The sequence below is a fragment of the Curtobacterium sp. MCBD17_023 genome, assembly GCF_003224415.1.
In the GTDB taxonomy this organism is placed as follows: domain Bacteria; phylum Actinomycetota; class Actinomycetes; order Actinomycetales; family Microbacteriaceae; genus Curtobacterium.
In genome coordinates this window covers 312,523-332,202 of the sequence record NZ_QKLJ01000002.1, presented here as the reverse complement: position 1 = coordinate 332,202, position 19,680 = coordinate 312,523, and the positions used below count along the sequence as shown (strand labels likewise).

General features: G+C 72.5%; 18 protein-coding genes. 5 read left to right on the top strand and 13 right to left on the bottom strand.

Translation table 11 applies throughout. From position 1 onward, the window contains the following. Positions 1 to 99 precede the first annotated feature (99 nt). From DEI84_RS04125 to DEI84_RS04105, 5 genes are all read left to right on the top strand, one after another. Positions 100 to 1,620, top strand: a complete 1,521-nt coding sequence (locus DEI84_RS04125) for a DUF3375 family protein (RefSeq protein ID WP_110889783.1) — start codon at positions 100 to 102, stop codon at positions 1,618 to 1,620. Continuing rightward, positions 1,617 to 2,432, top strand: coding sequence for a DUF4194 domain-containing protein (locus DEI84_RS04120; RefSeq protein ID WP_110889782.1), 816 nt, complete (start codon positions 1,617 to 1,619; stop codon positions 2,430 to 2,432). Before DEI84_RS04125 ends, DEI84_RS04120 begins: the two co-directional genes overlap by 4 nt. Next, entirely contained in the window at positions 2,429 to 5,794 is a 3,366-nt protein-coding gene (locus DEI84_RS04115; protein WP_110889781.1) for an ATP-binding protein, read from the top strand. The genes DEI84_RS04120 and DEI84_RS04115 overlap by 4 nt, the downstream gene beginning before the upstream one ends. A gap of 68 nt (positions 5,795 to 5,862) precedes the next feature. Continuing rightward, positions 5,863 to 6,201: a hypothetical protein gene (locus DEI84_RS04110; protein ID WP_146236304.1), complete on the top strand. Its 339-nt coding sequence runs from the start codon at positions 5,863 to 5,865 to the stop codon at positions 6,199 to 6,201. 345 nt (positions 6,202 to 6,546) lie between these two features. Beyond that, positions 6,547 to 8,682: an acyl-CoA dehydrogenase gene (locus tag DEI84_RS04105; protein ID WP_110889779.1), complete on the top strand. Its 2,136-nt coding sequence runs from the start codon at positions 6,547 to 6,549 to the stop codon at positions 8,680 to 8,682. A 104-nt stretch (positions 8,683 to 8,786) separates the two neighbouring features. Here DEI84_RS04105 and csrA read toward each other — a convergent pair whose 3' ends face one another. The 13 genes from csrA to DEI84_RS04040 all read right to left on the bottom strand — a co-directional run bounded on the left by csrA (position 8,787) and on the right by DEI84_RS04040 (position 19,473). Further along, positions 8,787 to 9,035 (bottom strand): carbon storage regulator CsrA, encoded by a 249-nt coding sequence (gene csrA, locus DEI84_RS04100; protein ID WP_110889778.1) that lies wholly within the window; start codon positions 9,033 to 9,035, stop codon positions 8,787 to 8,789. Between the two features lie 79 nt (positions 9,036 to 9,114). Next, positions 9,115 to 10,092, bottom strand: coding sequence for a hypothetical protein (locus DEI84_RS04095; protein WP_110889777.1), 978 nt, complete (start codon positions 10,090 to 10,092; stop codon positions 9,115 to 9,117). Continuing rightward, the gene (locus DEI84_RS04090) at positions 10,067 to 12,121 is read right to left on the bottom strand and encodes a flagellar biosynthesis protein FlhA (RefSeq protein WP_110824891.1); all 2,055 of its coding nucleotides are present in this window, start codon (positions 12,119 to 12,121) and stop codon (positions 10,067 to 10,069) included. The genes DEI84_RS04095 and DEI84_RS04090 overlap by 26 nt, the downstream gene beginning before the upstream one ends. Further along, positions 12,118 to 13,317, bottom strand: coding sequence for a flagellar biosynthesis protein FlhB (locus tag DEI84_RS04085; RefSeq protein ID WP_110889776.1), 1,200 nt, complete (start codon positions 13,315 to 13,317; stop codon positions 12,118 to 12,120). Before DEI84_RS04085 ends, DEI84_RS04090 begins: the two co-directional genes overlap by 4 nt. A 4-nt stretch (positions 13,318 to 13,321) precedes the next feature. Next, positions 13,322 to 14,083, bottom strand: coding sequence for a flagellar biosynthetic protein FliR (locus DEI84_RS04080; RefSeq protein ID WP_110889775.1), 762 nt, complete (start codon positions 14,081 to 14,083; stop codon positions 13,322 to 13,324). Beyond that, the gene (locus DEI84_RS04075) at positions 14,083 to 14,358 is read right to left on the bottom strand and encodes a flagellar biosynthetic protein FliQ (protein WP_110824888.1); all 276 of its coding nucleotides are present in this window, start codon (positions 14,356 to 14,358) and stop codon (positions 14,083 to 14,085) included. The genes DEI84_RS04080 and DEI84_RS04075 overlap by 1 nt, the downstream gene beginning before the upstream one ends. 24 nt (positions 14,359 to 14,382) lie before the next feature. Further along, complete coding sequence (gene fliP / locus DEI84_RS04070; protein ID WP_110900093.1) at positions 14,383 to 15,210, bottom strand: flagellar type III secretion system pore protein FliP; 828 nt, start codon at positions 15,208 to 15,210, stop codon at positions 14,383 to 14,385. Then, positions 15,207 to 15,776, bottom strand: coding sequence for a flagellar biosynthetic protein FliO (locus DEI84_RS04065; RefSeq protein ID WP_110889773.1), 570 nt, complete (start codon positions 15,774 to 15,776; stop codon positions 15,207 to 15,209). The genes fliP and DEI84_RS04065 overlap by 4 nt, the downstream gene beginning before the upstream one ends. A gap of 5 nt (positions 15,777 to 15,781) precedes the next feature. Beyond that, the gene (fliN, locus tag DEI84_RS04060; protein ID WP_110889772.1) at positions 15,782 to 16,495 is read right to left on the bottom strand and encodes a flagellar motor switch protein FliN; all 714 of its coding nucleotides are present in this window, start codon (positions 16,493 to 16,495) and stop codon (positions 15,782 to 15,784) included. Next, positions 16,492 to 17,373 carry a flagellar motor switch protein FliM gene (locus DEI84_RS04055; RefSeq protein ID WP_110825195.1) on the bottom strand — a complete coding sequence of 294 codons (882 nt, stop codon included), beginning with the start codon at positions 17,371 to 17,373 and terminating at the stop codon, positions 16,492 to 16,494. Before DEI84_RS04055 ends, fliN begins: the two co-directional genes overlap by 4 nt. A 66-nt stretch (positions 17,374 to 17,439) precedes the next feature. Continuing rightward, positions 17,440 to 18,369 carry a flagellar motor protein MotB gene (locus DEI84_RS04050; protein WP_110889771.1) on the bottom strand — a complete coding sequence of 310 codons (930 nt, stop codon included), beginning with the start codon at positions 18,367 to 18,369 and terminating at the stop codon, positions 17,440 to 17,442. A 2-nt stretch (positions 18,370 to 18,371) separates the two neighbouring features. Next, on the bottom strand, positions 18,372 to 19,184 hold the full coding sequence (locus DEI84_RS04045; protein ID WP_110889770.1) for a motility protein A: 813 nt from the start codon (positions 19,182 to 19,184) through the stop codon (positions 18,372 to 18,374). 1 nt (position 19,185) lies between these two features. Next, positions 19,186 to 19,473, bottom strand: a complete 288-nt coding sequence (locus tag DEI84_RS04040) for a flagellar FlbD family protein (protein WP_110824882.1) — start codon at positions 19,471 to 19,473, stop codon at positions 19,186 to 19,188. Between the last annotated feature and the right edge of the window lie 207 nt (positions 19,474 to 19,680).

Below are 19,680 nucleotides of genomic sequence, written 5' to 3'. Positions count from 1 at the left end.
CCGGAAGAACACCCCGAAGAGCCCGACGCAACCGCGTCGGGCTCTTCGCATCCCACGACCTCTTCGCATCCCGCGACCCGTCCGACCACCAGGGGCACCATGACCGACGTCGACCTCGAGTTCGCAAGGGTCAGACAGGTGCTCGACCGGCCGACGCTCCGACTGATGTCGCGTCCGACGAGCGCGGCCGTGGTCTCGGTCTTCCGCACGGTGTTCGACCGTGACGTTCAGTACGTCCCTGCCGAGCGGATGCACCTGCAGGTCGAGGAGCACGTCGCGCGCCTGCAGGCGACCGGTGCGCGGGTGCCGGCGAGCGACTCCCCCGAGGGCGAGGTGTCCCGGCCCAACGGTCGGTCCCTCTGCCGCGAGTGGGTGGCCGCACAGTGGCTGGTGCGCTCGAACTCCTCGGACGGCGACGAGCAGTACAGCCTGACGAGCCACGCCCTCGAGGCGCTCAGCCTGATCGACGCCCTGTCCGCCGAGCGGGCCCTCATCAGCGAGAGCCGTCTCGCGATGATCGTCGACGCCGTGCACCGCTGGGCGGACCGGGCCGAACCGGACCGGGACGCCCAGGTGCGACGCCTGGACGCGCAGATCGCCGAACTCCAGGCCGAGCGTGACCGTCTCGCCCGCGGCGACGAGGTCGTCACGGTCGACGAGGACCGGATGCGTGACGGCTACGCGAACATCACCGACCTCATCCGGCAGCTGCCGAGCGACTTCAAGCGGGTCGAGGAGGCGGTGGCGACCATGCACCGCGAGATCGTCGAGGACTTCCGGCAGGAGGTCCGCCCGATCGGCGAGATCCTCGACGACTACCTCGCGCGCACGGACAACCTGATGGAGTCGACGCCGGAGGGCCGGGCGTTCCAGGGCGCGTTCGAGCTCCTCCGCGACGACGCCCTGCTCCTGCGGCTCCGCGACGACATCACCACGATCCTCGAGCACCCGTTCGCCGCCTCGCTCAGTCCGACCGAGCGCCGGACCTTCCGCGGCACGGTCGGCATCCTCCGGCAGGGCATCGAGGACGTCCTCGCCCAGCGTCGGATGCTCACCGCGACGCTCCGTGACCAGATCGTCGCCCACGACGTGGTGCGGGACCGCGAGCTCGACGCGGTGCTCCGTTCGGTGAACCGCGGCCTGGCGGCGTGGATGGACGTCAGCTCCGCCCGGGACCGCGTCCCGCTCGGCCTGCTGCCCCCGTCCGCCGCCGTCGGCACGCTGCGCGAGAAGTTCTACGACCCGGACGCCGAGTCGGTGCCGCCGCCGATCGAGGAGCCGGACGACGACGTCTTCGAGGAGATCGACGTCGAGTCGCTGCGCCGCCACGGCGGCCCACTCCTCGCCGAACTCCGGTCGGTCCTCGACGCCTCCACCGCCGGATCGAGCGTCGAGGCGTTCCACGAGCTGCCCCCCGACCAGCGTCGTCCCGTCGAGCTCTTCGGGCTCGCGCACCTGCTCACCGGACACGACGACTTCGAGGCCGGCACCGAGACCGCACCGCACCGCACGGTCCGGCCGGACGGCGGACCGGTCACCTTCCACATGCCGACCGCCGCGCTGCCCCACCAGGGCCGGACGGCACACCCCGACGACGAACCCGGCCAGGAGGCACGGTGACCGACACGACACCAGCACCCGTCGACGACGAGGTCGCGTTCGAGGACGCCTCCGGCGTGTTCGTCGACGAGCTCGCCGAGCGCGACGAGAGCACGTTCGCCCTCTTCGAGGGTGACGAGGGCCGACTCGACGAACCGCAGCGTCGGGCCCTGGTCGCGCTGCTCCGGCACCCGTACGTGAGCGCCCGGACGCACGTCGACGAGTGGCGTGCGGTCCTCGACGCGGAGCACCAGCTCCGCTCCCGCCTCAACGACCTGTTCCTCGAACTCCACGTCGACCGTGACCGCGAGGTGGCCTTCAAGCGGCAGGCCCGATCGGAGAGCACCCGTCGTGGCTTCCCGACCCTGCTCCGCGACGCCCCGTACACGCGCGAGGAGACGATCGTCCTCGTCTACCTGCGGATGCGTCTGCGCGCCGACGCCCGTCCTGGGCCCGACCAGGTCGTCGTCGACCGGTCCGAGATCCTCGGGCACGTGTCCGGCTTCCGCCCGGCGACCGCGACCGACCGCACCCGTGACGAGGCCCGCGTCGCCAAGGCCATCGAGCGCCTGGTCACGGCTCGGGTGTTGTTGAAGACCACCGACCCGGACCGCTTCCGGGTCGCGAGCGTCGTCGAGGTGTTGCTCCCGCTGGAGCGTCTCGTCGAGCTCGACACCTGGCTGCGGACCGCGGCCACCGGCAGCGGTGAGCCGACCGACGGGGCCGGGACGAGCCTCCCGGCCGGTCCGACGGGGGCGGACGTCACCGGCGACGGCGACGTCGAGACCGACGCCGGCACGGACGCCGACGACAACGAGGAGGACCGCGCGTGAGCACCGTCGACGTCGACACCACCGGGATCCCCGCGCTGTTCGACACCGTCGCCCAGTGGCGGGCCGAGTCCATGCAGGTCGTCAACTGGGGCGGCTTCCAGGGCCACCGTCACGTCGAACTGTCCGGCACGGCGACGCTCATCTCCGGCGCGTCCGGGACCGGCAAGTCGACGCTCATGGACGCGTACCTGGCGGTGATGATGCCGTCCGACGTGCCGTTCAACGGCGCCTCGAACGACGCGACGACGGGACGCGCCCGCAGCGCCGACCAGCGCAACCTGCTGACGTACCTGCGCGGGAAGGTCGACACCCGCCGCGACCCGGAGACGGGTGCGCTGCAGGACGTCACCCTGCGCGGCGAGGAGCAGACCACGTGGGGCGCGGTCGCGGTCACGTTCCGGAACGACGACGAGCGCCGCTTCACGGTCATGCGCGCGTACATCGTGCCGCGTCGTGCCCGGGGCGTCGCGGACATCCAGATGACCATGGCGACGGTCGACGACGTGTTCGACCTGCGGCGGCTCGAGGACTTCGTGCCCTCCCGGTTCGCGCACCTGGAACTCACCGGGCGGATCCCGGGGCTCGTCATCCGCGACACGTACCAGGAGCTCGCGTACACGCTGCAGACGCGCCTGGGCATCGGTGACTCCGGTGGCGGCAACCGGGCGATGCGCCTCCTCGCCCGGATCCAGGCCGGGCAGCACATGCCGACCGTCGACGCGCTCTACAAGTCCCTGGTGCTCGAGACGCCCGGCACCTACGAGGCAGCCGACCGTGCCCTCGCCCACTTCGCGGCGCTCGACGAGGCCTACGAGGCGATGGACACCGAGGAGCGCAAGGTCCGCATCCTCTCCCCCATCACCGACCTGCACGACGAGATCGAGCGGTCCCGGGCCGCGGCCGCAGCGCTCGACGGCATCGCCACCGGCGCCGACGTCTCGCCGTTCGCGCACTGGACGGCGTCGCGGAAGCGCGAACTGCTCGACCTCGAGGTCGAGCGGAACGCCCGCGAGCGCACCGCCACACGCGCCGAGGTCGAGGCGGCGTCCGCCCGGCACGCCGCCGTGGAGGTCGAGCTCCGCGACGCCGAGGCGCGGCTCCGGGACTCCGGCGGCAACGCACTCGCACAGCTCGAGGACCGCATCGACCGCGGGACCCGCGAGCGTGCCGCCGTCGCCCGCTCCCGTGAGGTGTTCGACGAGCGCACCGCACCCCTCGACGAACCGGTCACCACCGAGTCGGCGTTCACCGAGGCGCAGCGGGCGAGCCACGAGTTCCTCGGCACCTACGCCGCACGACGTGACGAGCTCGACGCCCGGCGTGACGCCCTGACCCGTGAGGAGTACCCGCTCCTCGACCGCGAACGGACCCTGCGCCAGGAGCGCCGGTCGCTCGAGCACCGCCAGGGCGCCATGCCGCTGCCGATGCACGAGGCGCGGGTCGCGATGGCCCGGGCCGCCGGACTCGACCCGGCGGACGTACCGTTCGTCGCCGAGCTCCTCGACGTGCTGCCGGCCGAGGAGCAGTGGCGCACCGCCATCGAGTCCGTGCTCGCCCCGGTCGCCCGGACCCTGCTCGTCGACGAGGACCGTCTGGACGACTTCAGCGCCGCCATCGACGGCCTCCGTCTGCCCGTGCGTGTGCAGTTCGAGGGCGTGCCGCTCGGCCCGCACCTGGACCTGCCCGGCGACCGCGCCATGGTGTCCGGGAAGCTCGCGATCAAGGCCTCGCCGTTCAGCACCTGGGTGCGGGAGCGCATCGAGTCCGACCGGATCGACGCCCGCTGCGTCGCCGACGCCGCCGAGCTCGGCGGCGGCGGCCGTCGGGTGACCGTGTCCGGCCAGCTCCGCGACGGCCGTCGCGGTGCGCACGGCGACCGACGCCAGGCGAACGTCATCGGGTTCACGAACGAGTCGCGGGTCCGGGCCGTGGAGACCGAGCTCGCCGAGATCGCGGCGGACCTGACCGCCCTGGAGGCCCGGCGCACCGACGTCGCGCAGGACCTCGCCGCACTCGACGTGCTCCGGGCAGCGCACCAGCACCGCGTCGACGTCACGTGGGACGCCGTCGACGTCGCCGGTGCCGACGCCGCGCTCGCCCGCCTCGAGGAGGAGCGCCACGCGCTGCTCGCCGCCGACGACGGCCTGCGGACGCTCCGCGAGTCCGTCGCCCGCCTGCGCGCCGCGCTCGACGAGGCAGCCGACCGACGGTCCGCCGCGCGGCTCGGCGTCAAGCGCCTGGAGGAACGGCACGCCGTGCTCGTGGACGGTCAGGACGCGGCCGCCGAGATCCTCGAACGGTTCGCCGACGCACCGGACCGGCTGCCGGACGAACAGCAGGAACGCCTGCTCGCCGAGGCGTTCGACGAGGTCGGCGCCCCCGACGGGGTGGACGGGTTCGACGACGCGACCAGACGTCTCCGCCGTCGCCTCGAGGAGCGACTCGCACAGGCGCTCGACGGCGCCGCGACGGCGTCGGTGGCGCTCACCACGACGTTCGAGCGGTACCAGGACGCCTGGCCGGACCCGAACCTGGGGACCGGGGTCACCTCGTACCCGGACTACCGCGCGATCCTCGACCAGATCGTCGCCACGGGCCTCCACGCCCGGCGGAGCGAGTGGCGCCGTCGGCTGTCACAGTGGAGCGGCGAGGACCTCGTCCCGCTCTCCGGCGCGTTCGACCGCGCCGTCGTGGAGATCGAGGAGCGGCTCGAACCCGTGAACGAGATCCTCCGCGACCTGCCGTTCGGGGCGAACCGCGACCGGCTGAAGATCGTCATCCGCCGCGTCACCCGCGAGGACGTGACGCAGTTCCGCAAGGAGCTCCGCGCGCTGTCGGCCTCGGTCGACGCCGAACTGACCGACGACGTGCTCGAGACCCGCTTCCGGCGACTGCGGCGGTTCATGGGCGTCATCCGCCGCGACCCGGAAGCACCCCGGGGCCGGACGACGCAACGCGACGCCGTGCTCGACGTCCGGCGGCACATGGAGATCACCGCGGTGCGGTACGACGTCGACGGCAACGACCTGGGCGTGTACTCGTCCCTCGGTGACAAGTCCGGCGGTGAGACGCAGGAGCTCGTCGCGTTCATCGTCGGCGCCGCCCTGCGCTACCAGCTCGGCGACGAGACGCGGCCCCGGCCCCGGTTCGCGCCGGTGTTCCTCGACGAGGCGTTCATCAAGGCGGACTCGGAGTTCGCCGGTCGTGCGGTGACGGCATGGCTCCGGCTCGGCTTCCAGCTCGTCGTCAGCGCGCCGCTCGACAAGGTCACGGCGCTCGAGCCGTCCATGGAGCGCCTGCTCTCGATGCGGAAGCACCCGGACACCGGGTACTCGTCCGTGACCGAGATCCGGCGGGCCTGACCGAGGTCCGGCGGGGTCGGCGCAGGTCCGGCGGGCTCCTCCGGGGCACGCGGCGGTAGGGTCGTCGCGTGTTCGGACGTCGTGACCCCCGCCCCGCTGCCCCTGACGCGTCCGGCGTGCCGGACCTGCCCGTGCTCGGCATCGGAGCCGTCGTGCGGATCGTGCCGTCTGACCGGGGCGAGCAGTGGGCGGACGAGCCGATCGGGCTCATCGTCGCGCCGGGCGGCGCCCAGCTCGCCGGGTACGCGGGCGCAGGGGTCCGGGTGGCGTGGGTCGTCGAGTTCGACGAGCCCGCGTACACGACGGACGGCCGCGGCCCCTTCGAGCGCGCGACCGTCCAGAGTCGTCAGTTGGTCCCGGTCCCGATGGACCCGGTGACCGAGCCGGTGGACGCCGGAGCGTCCTGACCGGTCAGCAGGATCAGTACTCCTCGGAGCCGGCCTTCATCATCGCGGCGGCCGCCATGCAGGTGCCCACACCACCGATGACGCCGATGCCGATGATGATGCCTGCGATGAGCTCGAGCATGGGGTGACTCCTCGTGGTCCGGGGCCGGTGTGGCTGCGTCAAGGCTACCGGACGCCGGACGCCGGGCGTTGGAGGGTTCCCACCATCGGGACGAGGCGACGCCGGGTGGTGTTTGTGGGGCGGCACGGCGGCCATGTCATGCGCAACACGGGTGCCTACGCTGGTGGGGTCGGACCGCCGTGGCAGTGGCGCGGTCCGGAACCGCGCAGTCCAGGAGGCACCCGATGGTCGACACCGCACCGAGCCGCACCAGCAGCACCACCGCCGGCAGCACGATCCGCACCAGCACCGGTGGGGTCAGCGCGCCGAAGGCCGACGCGACCGGGGACACCGCAGCCGGGACGCCCACGGGCGGCACCGACACCGACGTCCGCATCGACGTCGACCTGCTCGCCGAGCACCTGCTGGGCCGCTGGGCCGAGGACCGCCGCATCTCCCGCCGTCTCGTCCGCGACCCCGCGCTGCACAAGATCGAGGGGCAGCCCCTCGCCGAGCACCGTGCGCGCACGCTCGAGCAGCTGCGGATCCTCGTCGACGCCGGCGCGATCCAGCGTCCGTACCCGCCGGAGTTCGGCGGCCAGGACAACCACGGCGGGAACCTGGCGGCGTTCGAGGAGCTCACCGTCGCGGACCCGTCGCTGCAGATCAAGGCCGGGGTGCAGTGGGGTCTGTTCGGCTCCGCGGTGCACCACCTCGGCACCGAGCGCAACCACCGCGAGTTCCTGCCCGGCATCATCGAGTTCGACGTGCCCGGGTGCTTCGCGATGACCGAGACCGGCCACGGTTCGGACGTCCAGAACATCGCCACGAGCGCGACCTACGACCCGGAGACGCAGGAGTTCGTCGTGCACACGCCGTTCCGCGGTGCATGGAAGGACTACATCGGCAACGCCGCCCTGCACGGCAAGGCCGCCGTCGTGTTCGCCAAGCTCGTCACCCAGGGCGTCGACCACGGCGTGCACGCCTTCTACGTCCCCCTGCGCGACGACGAGGGTGCCTTCCTGCCCGGCGTCGGCGGCGAGGACGACGGCGTCAAGGGCGGCCTGAACGGGATCGACAACGGCCGGCTCTGGTTCGACCACGTCCGGGTCCCGCGCACGAACCTGCTCAACCGCTACGGCGACGTCGCCGAGGACGGCACGTACTCCTCCCCGATCGACTCCCCCGGGCGCCGCTTCTTCACGATGCTCGGCACCCTGGTGCAGGGACGTGTCTCCCTCGACGGCGCCGCGGTCGTGGCGCAGAAGATCGGGCTGCAGATCGCCCTGACCTACGCCATGGAGCGCCGTCAGTTCCCGACCGGCGACGGCCAGGAGGGGGTCCTGCTCGACTACGGCCGCCACCAGCGCCGGCTCATCCCCCGCCTGGCGACGGTGTTCGCCCAGTCGTTCGCCCACGAGAAGCTGCTGCAGACGTTCGACGACGTCTTCAGCGGCCGGCAGGACACCCCGGAGCGCCGGGAGGACCTCGAGACGCAGGCTGCGGCCTTCAAGGCCATGTCGACCTGGTCCGCCCTCGACACGCTGCAGGAGTGCCGGGAGGCGACCGGCGGTGCGGGCTTCCTCGCCGAGAACCGGATCACGGGCCTCCGTGCCGACCTCGACGTCTACGTGACGTTCGAGGGCGACAACACGGTGCTCCTCCAGCTCGTCGGCAAGCGTCTGCTCACCGACTTCCGCAAGGCCGCGCCGCGCGACGCGGCGTCGACGGCGAAGTTCGTCGCCGCGCAGGTCGGGTCGAAGCTGGCGGACGCGACCGGTCTGCGCCGACTCGGGCAGACGGTGTCCGACCGAGGGTCCCTCGCGGCCTCGGTCGCGGACCTGCAGGACCCGGAGACCCAGCGCGCCCTGCTCGTCGGTCGGGTCGAGACGATGGTCACCGAGATCGGCATGCGGCTCCGCACCGCCGGCAAGGACCGCGCCCGCGCCGCCGTGCTGCTGAACCGCTCGCAGCACGAGTTGATCGAGGCGTCGAAGGCGCACGCGGAACTCATGCAGTGGGAGGCGTTCACCGAGGCGATCGACGACGTCCCGCCGGGTGACACCCGCACGGTGCTCGTCTGGCTCCGCGACCTGTTCGCGCTCGGGCTCGTCGAGCAGCACCTGGACTGGCACCTGCTGCACGGGCGGATCTCGGCGCAGCGGGCCCGGGCCGTGTCGGCGTACGTGGACCGGCTGGTCGCTCGACTCCGTCCGGTGGTGCCGCAGCTCATCGCGTCCTTCGGGTACGAGCCGTCGCACGTGCGCTCCCCCATCGCGAGCGGTGCGGAGCAGGCACGACAGGACGAGGCCCGCGCGTGGTACGAGGCCGAGCGCGCCGCCGGACGACTGCCGGAGCAGGAGAAGAAGCCCCGCCCCTGATCGGCGGACCCGGCCGGAGGTCGCGGATCAAGCCGCTCGGCTCGATGCCGAGCAGGTCGAGCCGCTGGGCTTGATCCGGAGGGTCTGACCGACCCCGTCGCCCGTCAGCCGGCGGGCGGACGGGGGGCGCCGAGCGCTGCGCGCAGCCGCGCCTCGGCGTCGTCGTCGGCTCCGGCAGCGGCGGCGACGTTCGCCTCGGCCACGGCACGGACGACCTCTTCGCGCTGGATCTTCACACCGCGGGGCGCGTCGATGCCGATGCGGACGCCGTCGCCGCGGGAGTCGAGCACCGTGATGACGATGTCGTCACCGATGAGGATCCGCTCGCCGACCTTGCGCGTGAGTACCAGCACCCGGCAAGCCTAGCGACTCCGCGTCGCCGCCCCCGTCCGGGACACGGCCCGGTGCCGTCGGCGGCCCGAGGACGGGCGGTCAGAGCGTCCGGACGGGCAGACCGAGCAGGTACACGCTGTCCGGCGTCGCGGTCTCCTCGGTGCCGATCGCGAGCACACCGGCGAGCGGCACCGGAGCGTCCGCCACCGCGGCGATCATCGCGAGGGCGTCCTCGTGCTTGCGCCCGGCGTCGACCACGACCCAGACCTGGTCGGGTGCGAGCGAGGTGGTCGTCGCCACGTCGGTCCACGCCGCGACCGCGAGCAGCGCCACGCCGTCCCGCACCGCGTCGGCGCGCGCGAGGATCCCGCTGCGTCGGTCAGACGCCGGTGTCGCCCGCAGACCGTGCCTGCTGGCGAAGACCCCGGCGGCGGCGTCGACGTCGGCCGCCCGACCGACGAGGAGCACGAGGTCGCCGTCGGCCGAGCAGACCGCGGGTGCGGGGGTCCGGACGGGCGCGGGAGCCGCGGGGGCGGGCAGCTCGGCACGCAGGTCGGCCCACGGGTCCGCGGCCCTCGGGTCCGCGTCCGGGCCTCCCGTCACGGCGGACGCGACCGAGGTGGTCGACGCACCGGGCGCGGCGGACGCCGCCCCGGACGGGACGCCCTGGAGGCCCGGCTCGGCCGGCACGGGACCGGCGACGGCCCGGCGCGGCGGGGCCAGTCCGTCGGCCGCGAAGCCGTCGAGCACCGAGGCGAAGGCGTCGGCCCGGGTGGTGGAGGTCCCGTCGGCGTCCGCGATCCGGGCCTCGGCCGCCTCCGCGTCGGCGAGGAGCGCTGCGATGCCGATCCGCCTGGCGGGTGACGCGGCGATCGTGACGCGGGCCGTCGGCGGGTCGAGGGGGTCCGGGAACTCGACCGTCGCCTCGACGTGCGCCCGGCGGAACAGTCCGGCGACCCCACCGGTCGTCACCCGCTCGGCGGCGACGATGCGGGCCGCGGGTCCGAACTCGGCGAGGACCGCGGCACGGACCTCGTCGAGCGTGGCGCCGCTACGCTGCGATCGGATCGGCGGCACGGACCACTCCCACGGTCTCGATGGTGGACCCCGCTGCCGTGGCCTCCTGGTACGAGAGCACGGGCAGGCCGTTCGCCTGCGCGGACACCATGCGGTGCACGGCCGGGCGGAGTTGCGGGGCACAGACCAGGACGGCGGAGAGCCCCTGCTCCTCGACGGCGCGGACCGAGTCCCGCACGGAACCGAGCACCTGCTCGATCCGGTGCGCGTCGAGGAGGATCTGGGTCCCCTGCTCGGAGGGACGGAGCCCCTCGAGCATCGCCTGTTCGAGCACCGGGTCGATCATGATCACACGGAGCACGGCGCCGTCCAGGTGGCGGGCGGCGAGGGCCGGACCGAGCGCGGCCCGCGCGGACTCGACGAGACCCTCCGGGTCGGTGGAGACCTTCGCACGGAGGGTCAGCGCCTCGCAGATGCGCCCGAGGTCGTTGATCGGCACGCGCTCGGCGAGCAGGCCCTGCAGCACGCGCTGGAGTTCGGCCATCGAGAGCATGCCGGGGACGAGTTCCTCGACCGCAGCGGGGTTCACCTGTTTGACGCCCTCCGCGAGCACCTTGACGTCCTCGCGGGTGAGCAGACGAGCGGCGTTGTCGCCGATCACGGCCTGCAGGTGCGTGACGAGCACGGAGACCCGGTCGATCACGGTCGCGCCGGTCATCTCGGCGGCGTGCCGGAGTTCCGCGGGCACCCACTTGCCGGCCAGTCCGAACACCGGCTCGACGGTGGGGTCGCCCGGCAGGCCGTCGAGCTGCTCGCCGAGGGCCAGCACGCTCCGCGCGGGGGCGGTGCCGCGGCCGGCCTCGACGCCGGCGATGCGGATCGCGTAGGTCGACGGCGGCAGGTCGATGCTGTCCCGGGTGCGGACCGGCGGCACGACGATGCCCATGTCGACGGCGATCTTCCGTCGGAGTGCCCGGACCCGGCCGAGCAGGTCGTCGGACGCGCCGGAGACCATGTCGACGAGGTCCGGCGCCAGGAGGATCTCGAGTGCGTGCACGCGCATCTGCTCGAGCAGGTCCTCGGGGGTGTCGCTCGGGGGTGCTGCGGCCGCGATGGCCTGCTGCTCGGCTGCCGTCGCTGCGGCACGCTTGGCGTTCTGGCCGATCCGCCACCCGGTGAAGAGGAGGGCCGCGCCGATCAGCAGGAAGGGCAGGATCGGCATGCCGGGGATGAACCCCATCGCGATCGCCGCCGCACCGGCGATCATCAGCGCGGTGCGGGACTGCGAGAGCTGGTCGGACGCCGACGTGCCGATGTCGGACTCGGCGCCCGAGCGGGTGACGATCATGCCGGTCGACACGGCCATGAGGAGCGCCGGGATCTGGGACACGAGGCCGTCGCCGATGGTGAGGATGCCGTAGTGCGACAGCGCGTCGGTGATCGACATGCCGTTCTGCAGCATGCCGATGGCGATCCCGCCGACCAGGTTGATGACGAGGATCAGGATGCCGGCGATCGCGTCGCCCTTGACGAACTTCGACGCACCGTCCATCGCGCCGTAGAAGTCGGCCTCGGCGGACACCGCCGCGCGGCGCTCCTTCGCCTGGACGTCCGTGATGAGCCCGGCGTTGAGGTCCGCGTCGATCGCCATCTGCTTGCCCGGCATGGCGTCGAGGGTGAAGCGGGCGCCGACCTCGGCGACGCGCTCGGCGCCCTTCGTGACGACGACGAACTGGATCACCACGAGGATGAGGAAGATCACCGCGCCGATGATGACCGAGCCGGCGACGGCGACGTGCCCGAAGGCCTGGATGACGTCGCCCGCGAACCCCTGGGCGAGCACGAGGCGGGTCGAGGCGACGTTGAGCCCGAGCCGGAACAGCGTCGCGACGAGCAGCAGCGACGGGAACACCGAGAAGTCGAGCGGCTTCTTCACGAAGAGCGTCGTGAGCAGGATCACCAGCGCCAGCAGGATGTTGCAGATGATGAGGACGTCCAGCAGGAACGGCGGCACCGGCAGGATCAGCAGCAGGATGATGCCGACGATGAGCACCGGGACGGCGAACTTCGGCAGGTCGGCGCGCTTCATGCGGGGAGGGCCTCTCCGGGAGTGTGGTCGGTGGCGGGACGCGGTGTCCGGAGCTTGCGGGGTCGGACGTCGCCGCTGAGCGTGGTCGGGTCGAGCACGGTGGCGACCTCCTCTGGGGTGGTGGGGCGGGGCGGGGTGTGCGTGCCGCTCGCGGCGCCGTGCGTGGCGAGCGTCATGACGAAGGACAGGACGCGGGCGACCGGGGTGTAGAGGTCGACCGGGATCTCCTGGCCGAGCTCGCACGCCGCGTGCAGCGCACGGGTGAGCGGGACGTCCCGCACCATCGGCACGCGCTCCTCCTCGGCCTTCTGCCGGATGGCGTCGGCGACCGGGCCGGCCCCCTTCGCGACGACCTTGGGTGCCGACTTGCCGGCCTCGTACTTGATCGCCACGGCGTAGTGCGTGGGGTTCGTCATCACGACGTCGGCGGTGCCGATGGCCGCGATCATCCGGTTGCGGCTGGCGGCGAGCTGTCGGGACCGGCGCTGCGACTTCACGAGCGGGTCGCCCTCGGCCTGCTTGTTCTCGTCCTTGACCTCGCGCTTCGTCATCATCGTGCGCTTGCGGTTCCGGCGGATGACGACGAACACGTCGAGGGCGGCGAGCACGAGTCCGGCGGCGACGGCGGCCTGCAGGAGGGTGCCCGCGCCGGCACCGGCCGCCTCGAGGACACTGGTCAGCGGCAGGGACCCGCTCGACATGAGGACGGGCACGAGTCCCTGCACCGCGAACCAGAGCACGAGGCCGACCACCGCGGTCTTCAGCAGTGCCTTGACGCCGTTCCACAGCGCCTGCGTCCCGAACACCCGCTTGAGGCCGGCGACGGGGTCGAAGTGGTCGGGCTCCGGCGTGAGCTTCTTGACGTGCACCCCGCCCTGCGCGACCGAGGTGGCGAGCACGGCGACCGCGACGACCCCGAGCATCGGACCGAGCGTCGCGCCGATCGAGCCGAGGGCCTCGTCGAACACGTGCCGCATGGTGCCGACGGTGGGGTCGGCGATGACGAGCGCGACGGCGCGCATCTGCTGCTGTCCGGCGGCCGACGCGTGCCCGATGAGCGAGGGGAACATCAGCGCGGCGGCGGCGATGCCGATCCAGGCGCTGAGGTCCTGCGACCGGCCGAGCTGCCCCTTCCGGCGCACCTCGCGCATCCGCTTCGCGGTCGCCTGTTCGGAGCGTTCTCCGCTGTCCGACATGCCGTCACCCCCTGCCCGTGATGGCCTGCACGGCGTCGCCGGTGAGGGACGACACGACACTCGGCAGCGCCATGAACAGCGCGCCGGCGAACAGGACGGTGAGCCCGATCTTGATCGGGAAGCCCATCTGGAACGCGTTGAGCGCGGGGGCGACACGCGTGAGCAGCCCGAGGCCGACGTCGGCCAGGAAGAGCACGACCACGAGCGGCCCGGCGATCTGCAGCGCGGCGAGGAACATCTGCCCGAAGGCCGCGACGAGCATCGGGGCGACGCCGTCGATCGGGAACCGTCCGTCCACGAGCGGGACCCCGTCGAACGAACGGACGAGTCCCCCGATGATGAGCTGGTACCCGCCGGAGGCGAACAGCAGTGCGAGGGACGCCATCTGGAACAGGCGGGTGAACTGCGCGCCGTTCACCTGTGACTGCGGGTCGAACGCCTGCGCCAGCGTGAAGCCGCCGAACAGGTCGATGAGCGCTCCGGCGGACTGCACCGCGGCGAAGACGAGGTACACCATGAAACCGAGGACGAGGCCGACGAGCAGCTGCGTCACGAGCGCGACGAGGAAGGTCGCGGTGTCGAGCTGCTCGTAGCCGGCGGTCACCTTCGGAGCGAAGCCGATCGCGAGCCCCAGGCCGAGGATGACCTTCACCACGCCGGGGAACGCACGGTAGGAGAACGGCGGGGCCACGACGAAGAACGCGACGAGCCGGACGCCGGCGAGCATCGTGCCCTCGAGCCGGGCCGCGTCGAACAGCAGCTCCATCAGCCGCTCCCGAGCAGCTTCGGGATCATGTCGAACGCCACGTGCGTGAACGCGACCATCTCGGAGATCATCCAGTTGCCGCAGACGACGAGCGCGACGGCGACGGCGAGGGCCTTCGGCACGAACGAGAGCGTGACCTCCTGGATCTGCGTCACGGACTGGAACAGCGAGATCGCGAACCCGACCACGAGCGAGGTGACGAGGACGGGCGCGGCGAGCTTCCCCGCGACGAGGAGCGCCTGGAGGGTGAGGTCGATGACCGCCTGCTGGTTCACGGGTGCCTCCCGGGCCGGACCGCGCTAGACAACGTGGTAGCTCTCGATGAGCGACGTGATGATGAGACCCCATCCGTCGACGAGGACGAACAGCAGGATCTTGAACGGCAGCGAGATCATCACCGGCGGGAGCATCATCATGCCCATCGACATGAGGGCCGCGGAGACGACGAGGTCGATGACGAGGAACGGGATGAAGATGACGAACCCGATGATGAACGCGCTGCGCAGCTCGGAGATGACGAACGCCGGGATGACCGTGGTCATCGGCACGTCGGCCATCCGCGCGGGGTTGTCCCGACCGGCCGCGCGGGTGATGAGGGCGACGTCCTCGTCCCGGGTCTGGTGCAGCATGAAGGTGCGCAGCGGTGCGGTCCCGGCGTCGACGGCCTGCTGGAAGTCGATCTTCCCGGCGAGGTAGGGCTGCAGGGCGTCGTCGTTCACGTGGCCGATCACCGGTGCCATCACGAAGAGGGACAGGAACAGCGCGAGTCCGGCGATCACCTGGTTCGGCGGGATCGACTGCAGGCCGAGGGCGTTCCGGGTCATCGCGAGGACGACGAAGATCTTCGTGAACGACGTCATCATGAGCAGCAGCGCCGGGGCGACGCTGAGCAACGTGATCCCGATGAGCGTGACGACGGCGGACGACGGGGTGCCGTCCGGCCCGTTCACGTCGACGCTGAAGCCACCCGTCGACGGGGTCGCGGGCGCGGACGGCGCCGCGGGGGCGGTGGGCTCGACGACGCCGGCGGCGTGCGCTCCGGTGGTCGTGAGCATGAGGAAGCCGGCGACCACCGTCAGCCCGAGGAGGACGAACAGCAGGAGCCTGCCCGTGCGGGCGGCGCTCACCCGGTCCACCGCGAGCGGAGGACCGACGCCGCCTGGCGCCAGGTGTCCGCCGAGAGGATCGACCCCTGCAGCTGCGCCGCGGTCGGGACGACCCGCGTGTCCGCCGCACGGACCGTCCGGTGGGCACGGCGCCCGCGCGGCCGGAGCGGCAGTGGGTCGGTGACGCGTCCCTCAGCGTCGGCCGGGGCGGTCGCGACGGCCGGGAGGCCCGGTGCGGCCTGGTCCTGCCGGTCGAGTTCCGCGCCGAACGCGTCGGCCGTCGGCAGCGCGACCGGACCCGTCACGATCGTCAGCTCCGGTGCGGGCGCCTGCCCGCTCGTGAGGAGCGTCACGCCCTGCTCGGCGACGCCGAGGACGAGCCGCTCACCGTCGACGTCGACCACGACGACGCTCGCCTTGCCGCCGATCGCCTGACGACCGACGACCTCGACCGAGGCCGATCGACGCCCGCGCGCGCGGGCGGCGCCGAACTGCCCCTTCTGCATGCGTCGGTGCAGCACCCACATGAGGGCGAGCACGACGCCGAGGGAGAGCGCGACGCGGAGCGCGATGACGAGCGTGTCCACCGGGGTCAGACCGTCTCGGCGACGTCGAGGATCTTGGTGATGCGGACCGCGTAGTCCTGGTCGACGACGACGACCTCGCCGTGGGCGATGAGGCGGCCGTTGAGCAGGACGTCGGCGGGCGCCCCGGCCGAGCGGTCGAGTTCGACGACCGCGCCGGGCTCCATGCCGAGCACGTCGCGGACGGACATCCGGGTGCGACCGATCTCGACGGTCAGGGTCATCTCGACGCTGTTGATGCGGCCCAGGTTGCCCGCGGGCAGGGTCGGCGCCGCGCTGACGGTCTCGGCGACGGTGCCGTTCTCGCGGATCCGGACGGCGACCCAGCCGGCCGGGGCCCCGGCACCGCTGAGGGCGAAGACGACGGTCTCCGGGTCGGCGACGAGCGCGGCGGCGGACTCGCGGCGGCCCTCGCCGAGCACGCCGGCGCCGAGCGGTGCGACCGCGGCCTCGAGCGACGGGCGGAGCACGTCGGCCACCGAGACGAGCCCGGAGTCGACGCCGCCGGCGGCGGTGATGCCGCCCAGGTCGAGCAGGACCACCGCGAGGTCCGCGGACACGCCGCCGACGAACGAGGCGACCACGGCGTCGACCGCGCGCGCCTGCAGGTCGGGGGTGGGGCCTCCCGGCTGGACGGTCGCGACGAGCGGGACGGGGGTGGGCAACGCGCTCGCGAGCGCCTCGGCGGCGGTCGTGTGCAGCGTGGAGGTGACGACGGTCATGCGGACGGCTCCGATGCGGTGGTGGTGACGACGACGCCCGCGAGCCGCGAGCCGTTCGCGCCGACGGCGGCGGTGCCGACGGGTTCACCGTCGACGGAGATGGTGAGCGGGCGGTGCTGCGGGTGCGGCAGGGGCAGGACGTCGCCGACGGCGAGGCCGAGCACCTGGGCCGGCAGCACGGTCGCGGGGGCGAAGCGCAGGGCGACGCCCACCGGCACGGCGGCGAGCTGGGCGTCGATGAGGGCCTTCGCGTCGGCCGTCGAGACGTCGGCGGGCCGGTCGACGAGCTGCGGGAGGACGGCCTCGGCCGGGAGGGCGAGGGTGCCGTCGGCGATGCGGTCGCCGACGCGGATCTCGAAGGACGCGACGATCATCAGGTCGGACTTCTGCGCGGCCTGGGCGAACTGGCTGTTGAACTGGAAGGCGCCGGCGGACACCGGGCGCTCGAGCAGCCCACCGAGCGAGTAGCGGAGGTCGTCCAGCGCGTCCTCGACGAGGCGGCGGACGAGTGCCTGTTCGATCGGTGTGAAGGTGCGTTCCGGCGTCGGCAGCGGCTTCGAGGCACCGAGCGAGTGCGACACCCAGGTCAGGGCGGCGTCGAGCGGCACCTGCAGGACGCCCTTCGCGGCGACGTCCTCGATCGGCAGCAGCACCATGCCGGTGAGCGCGGGGAGCGACGCGGCGTACTCGTCGTAGGTCATCATCGCGACCTGCTCGCACGTGACCTGGCTGAGGACGCGCACCTTCGCGGTCAGCTGCGTGCCCCACTGGCGGGCGAAGGTCTCGAAGGCGAGCTCGAGGACCCGGGCGTGCTCACGCGCGAGCGTCGACGGGCGCGCGAAGTCGTACACCTCGGGCGCGGTCAGGGTCTCGGTCACGAAGCGCACTCTCGGCCACCGGCGGGCGGCCGTCAGCTCTGGCCCCTCTTCTGGGGCGCCGTGGCGCTACCCGGTGCGGGCCCCGTCCTGCGCAGAGGCGAGCGCCGGCATGAGGGCGCTGACGTCCTGGTCGGCGTTCGACAGGACGACGATGTCGACGCGGCGGTTCAGGGCGAGGTCCTGCTCCCGGGTCCCCTTGGCCAGGGGGCGGCTCGACCCGAAGCCGACGGACTGGATGCGCTCGGCCGGCATCTGACCGCGTTCGACGAGGTCCCGCAGCACCCCGGTCGCGCGGGCCGAGCTGAGCTCCCAGTTCGTGGCGTACGGGGCGGTGGAGTTCCGGCTGTCGGCGTGCCCCTCGACGCTGACGTCGTGGTCGGCACCGCGCAACACCGGCGCGATGGCGTCCATGATCTGCTTCGCCTGGTCGGAGAGGTCGGCGCTGTTCGTGCCGAAGTACGTGTCGCTGCCGACGAGCCGGACGGTGAGGCCGCGGGAGTCGAGGCGGAACTGGACGTTGGCGTCCTGCCCGGCCTTCTCGAGGTTCCCCGAGATGGCCCGCTCGATGGCCTGCAGGTCGTCGAGCTCCTCCTTCGCCGCCGCGAGGTCGGCCTTCGTCGCCGATGCCGGCACGACGGCGGCCGCTGGGTCGGCGTTCGTGTCCTCGGCACCGGACGCCGCCGTGGAGTGGTCGGCCTGTGCTTTGTCCACCGAGTAGCCCGTGCCGTCCTCGACCTCGTCCTTCGTGACGATGGTCCCCGAGGCGGTGTCGATCTTCTGCGACTCGACCTCGCCGAACCCGGTAGCGAGCGACTCCTTGAGGGCCATGTACTTGTCCTGGTCCACGGAGGACATCGCGAACAGCACGAGGAACATGCACATGAGCACCGTGATCATGTCCATGTACGAGGCCATCCAGCGCTCGTCGGGGTGCTCGGCCTCGTCGTGGCCGCCGTTCTTCCGACCTCGTCCGCGACCGCGGGGGTTCGCGCTCACGGTCAGGCCGCCAGCTGCTGGTCGTCGGCGCCGGACTTGTTCTTCCCGCCCTTGCCCGATGCGCCACGGGCGCTCGGCGGCACCATCGCGGTGAGGCGCTCCCCGAGGAGCCGAGGCTGGCTGCCGGCCTGCACGGCGAGGAGGCCCTCCATGAGGAGCGTCTGCCGGTCGGACTCGAGCTGCGCGAGCTTGCGGAGCTTGCCGCCGAAGGGCAGCCAGAGGAAGTTCGCGGTGAGCAGGCCCCAGAGCGTGGCGACGAACGCACTCGCGATGAGCGGCCCGAGCTCGTCCGGCTTGCCGAGGTTCGCGAGGACGTGGGTGAGCGAGACGACGGTGCCGATGATGCCGACCGTCGGGGCGAAGCCGCCGAGGCCCATGAAGAACGCGCTCGCGCTCCGCATCGGCGCCGCGTTCGACTCGATCTCGTCCTCGAGCAGGATCCGGAGCTCGTCGCCGTCCGTGCCGTCGGCGATGTTCTGCAGGGCCTTCTTCATGAACGGGTCGTCGTGCTTGTCGGCCTCCTGCTCGAGGGCGAGCAGGCCGTTCGCGCGGGCCGTCTCGGCGAGCCCGACGACGTCGTCGATGACGGTCTGCGGCGGCGTCACCTTGCCCGTGAACGCCTTGGGCACGGTCTTGAAGGCGGCGAGGGCGTCCTTGAGGGTCGTGCTCGCGACGCCGCAGCCGATGGTGGCGACGAACACGAGGAGCATCGGTGCGGGCAGGAAGAGCCCCGCCATCTCGACGTGCTCCATCTGCGCCATGCCGAACAGGGCGCCGAAGGCCAGGAGGATCCCGATGATGGTCGCGATGTCCATCTCAGCGCCCCCCGTCCTGCGAGCGGAGGGTCGCCACGGGGGCGAGCGTGGGCTGCGGCCCGGTGGTGGTCAGGTCCCGCGCCGACGGCAGGTCCGTCCCGTAGGCCATGCTGACGATCCGGGCGCGGTACGCGGCGATCCGCTCGATGACCTCGGCCAGGGACTCGCGGACGATGTACTTCGCCCCGTCGACCATGATGAGCGTCGTGTCCGGCGTCTCCTGGATGCGCTCCACGAGATCGGGGTTGACAGCGAATCCGCTGCCGTTGAGTCGTGTGACGACGATCATGGCCCGTCCTGGTTCTCGATCGACCCGCCGCCGTCCGTGGGGCAGGTGTTCGACCGCCCGTCCGTGGGTGGTCAGTTCGCACTATCGGCTCCCGGCGCGTCCCCGTAAGTGCGGACGGAGCCGAGGCGCGTTCGCCCGGGGCGACCGGACGACGGACGGGAGGCTCGTCACCGGCTGGTGGCGAGCCTCCCGTCCGTCGGGTCGCGG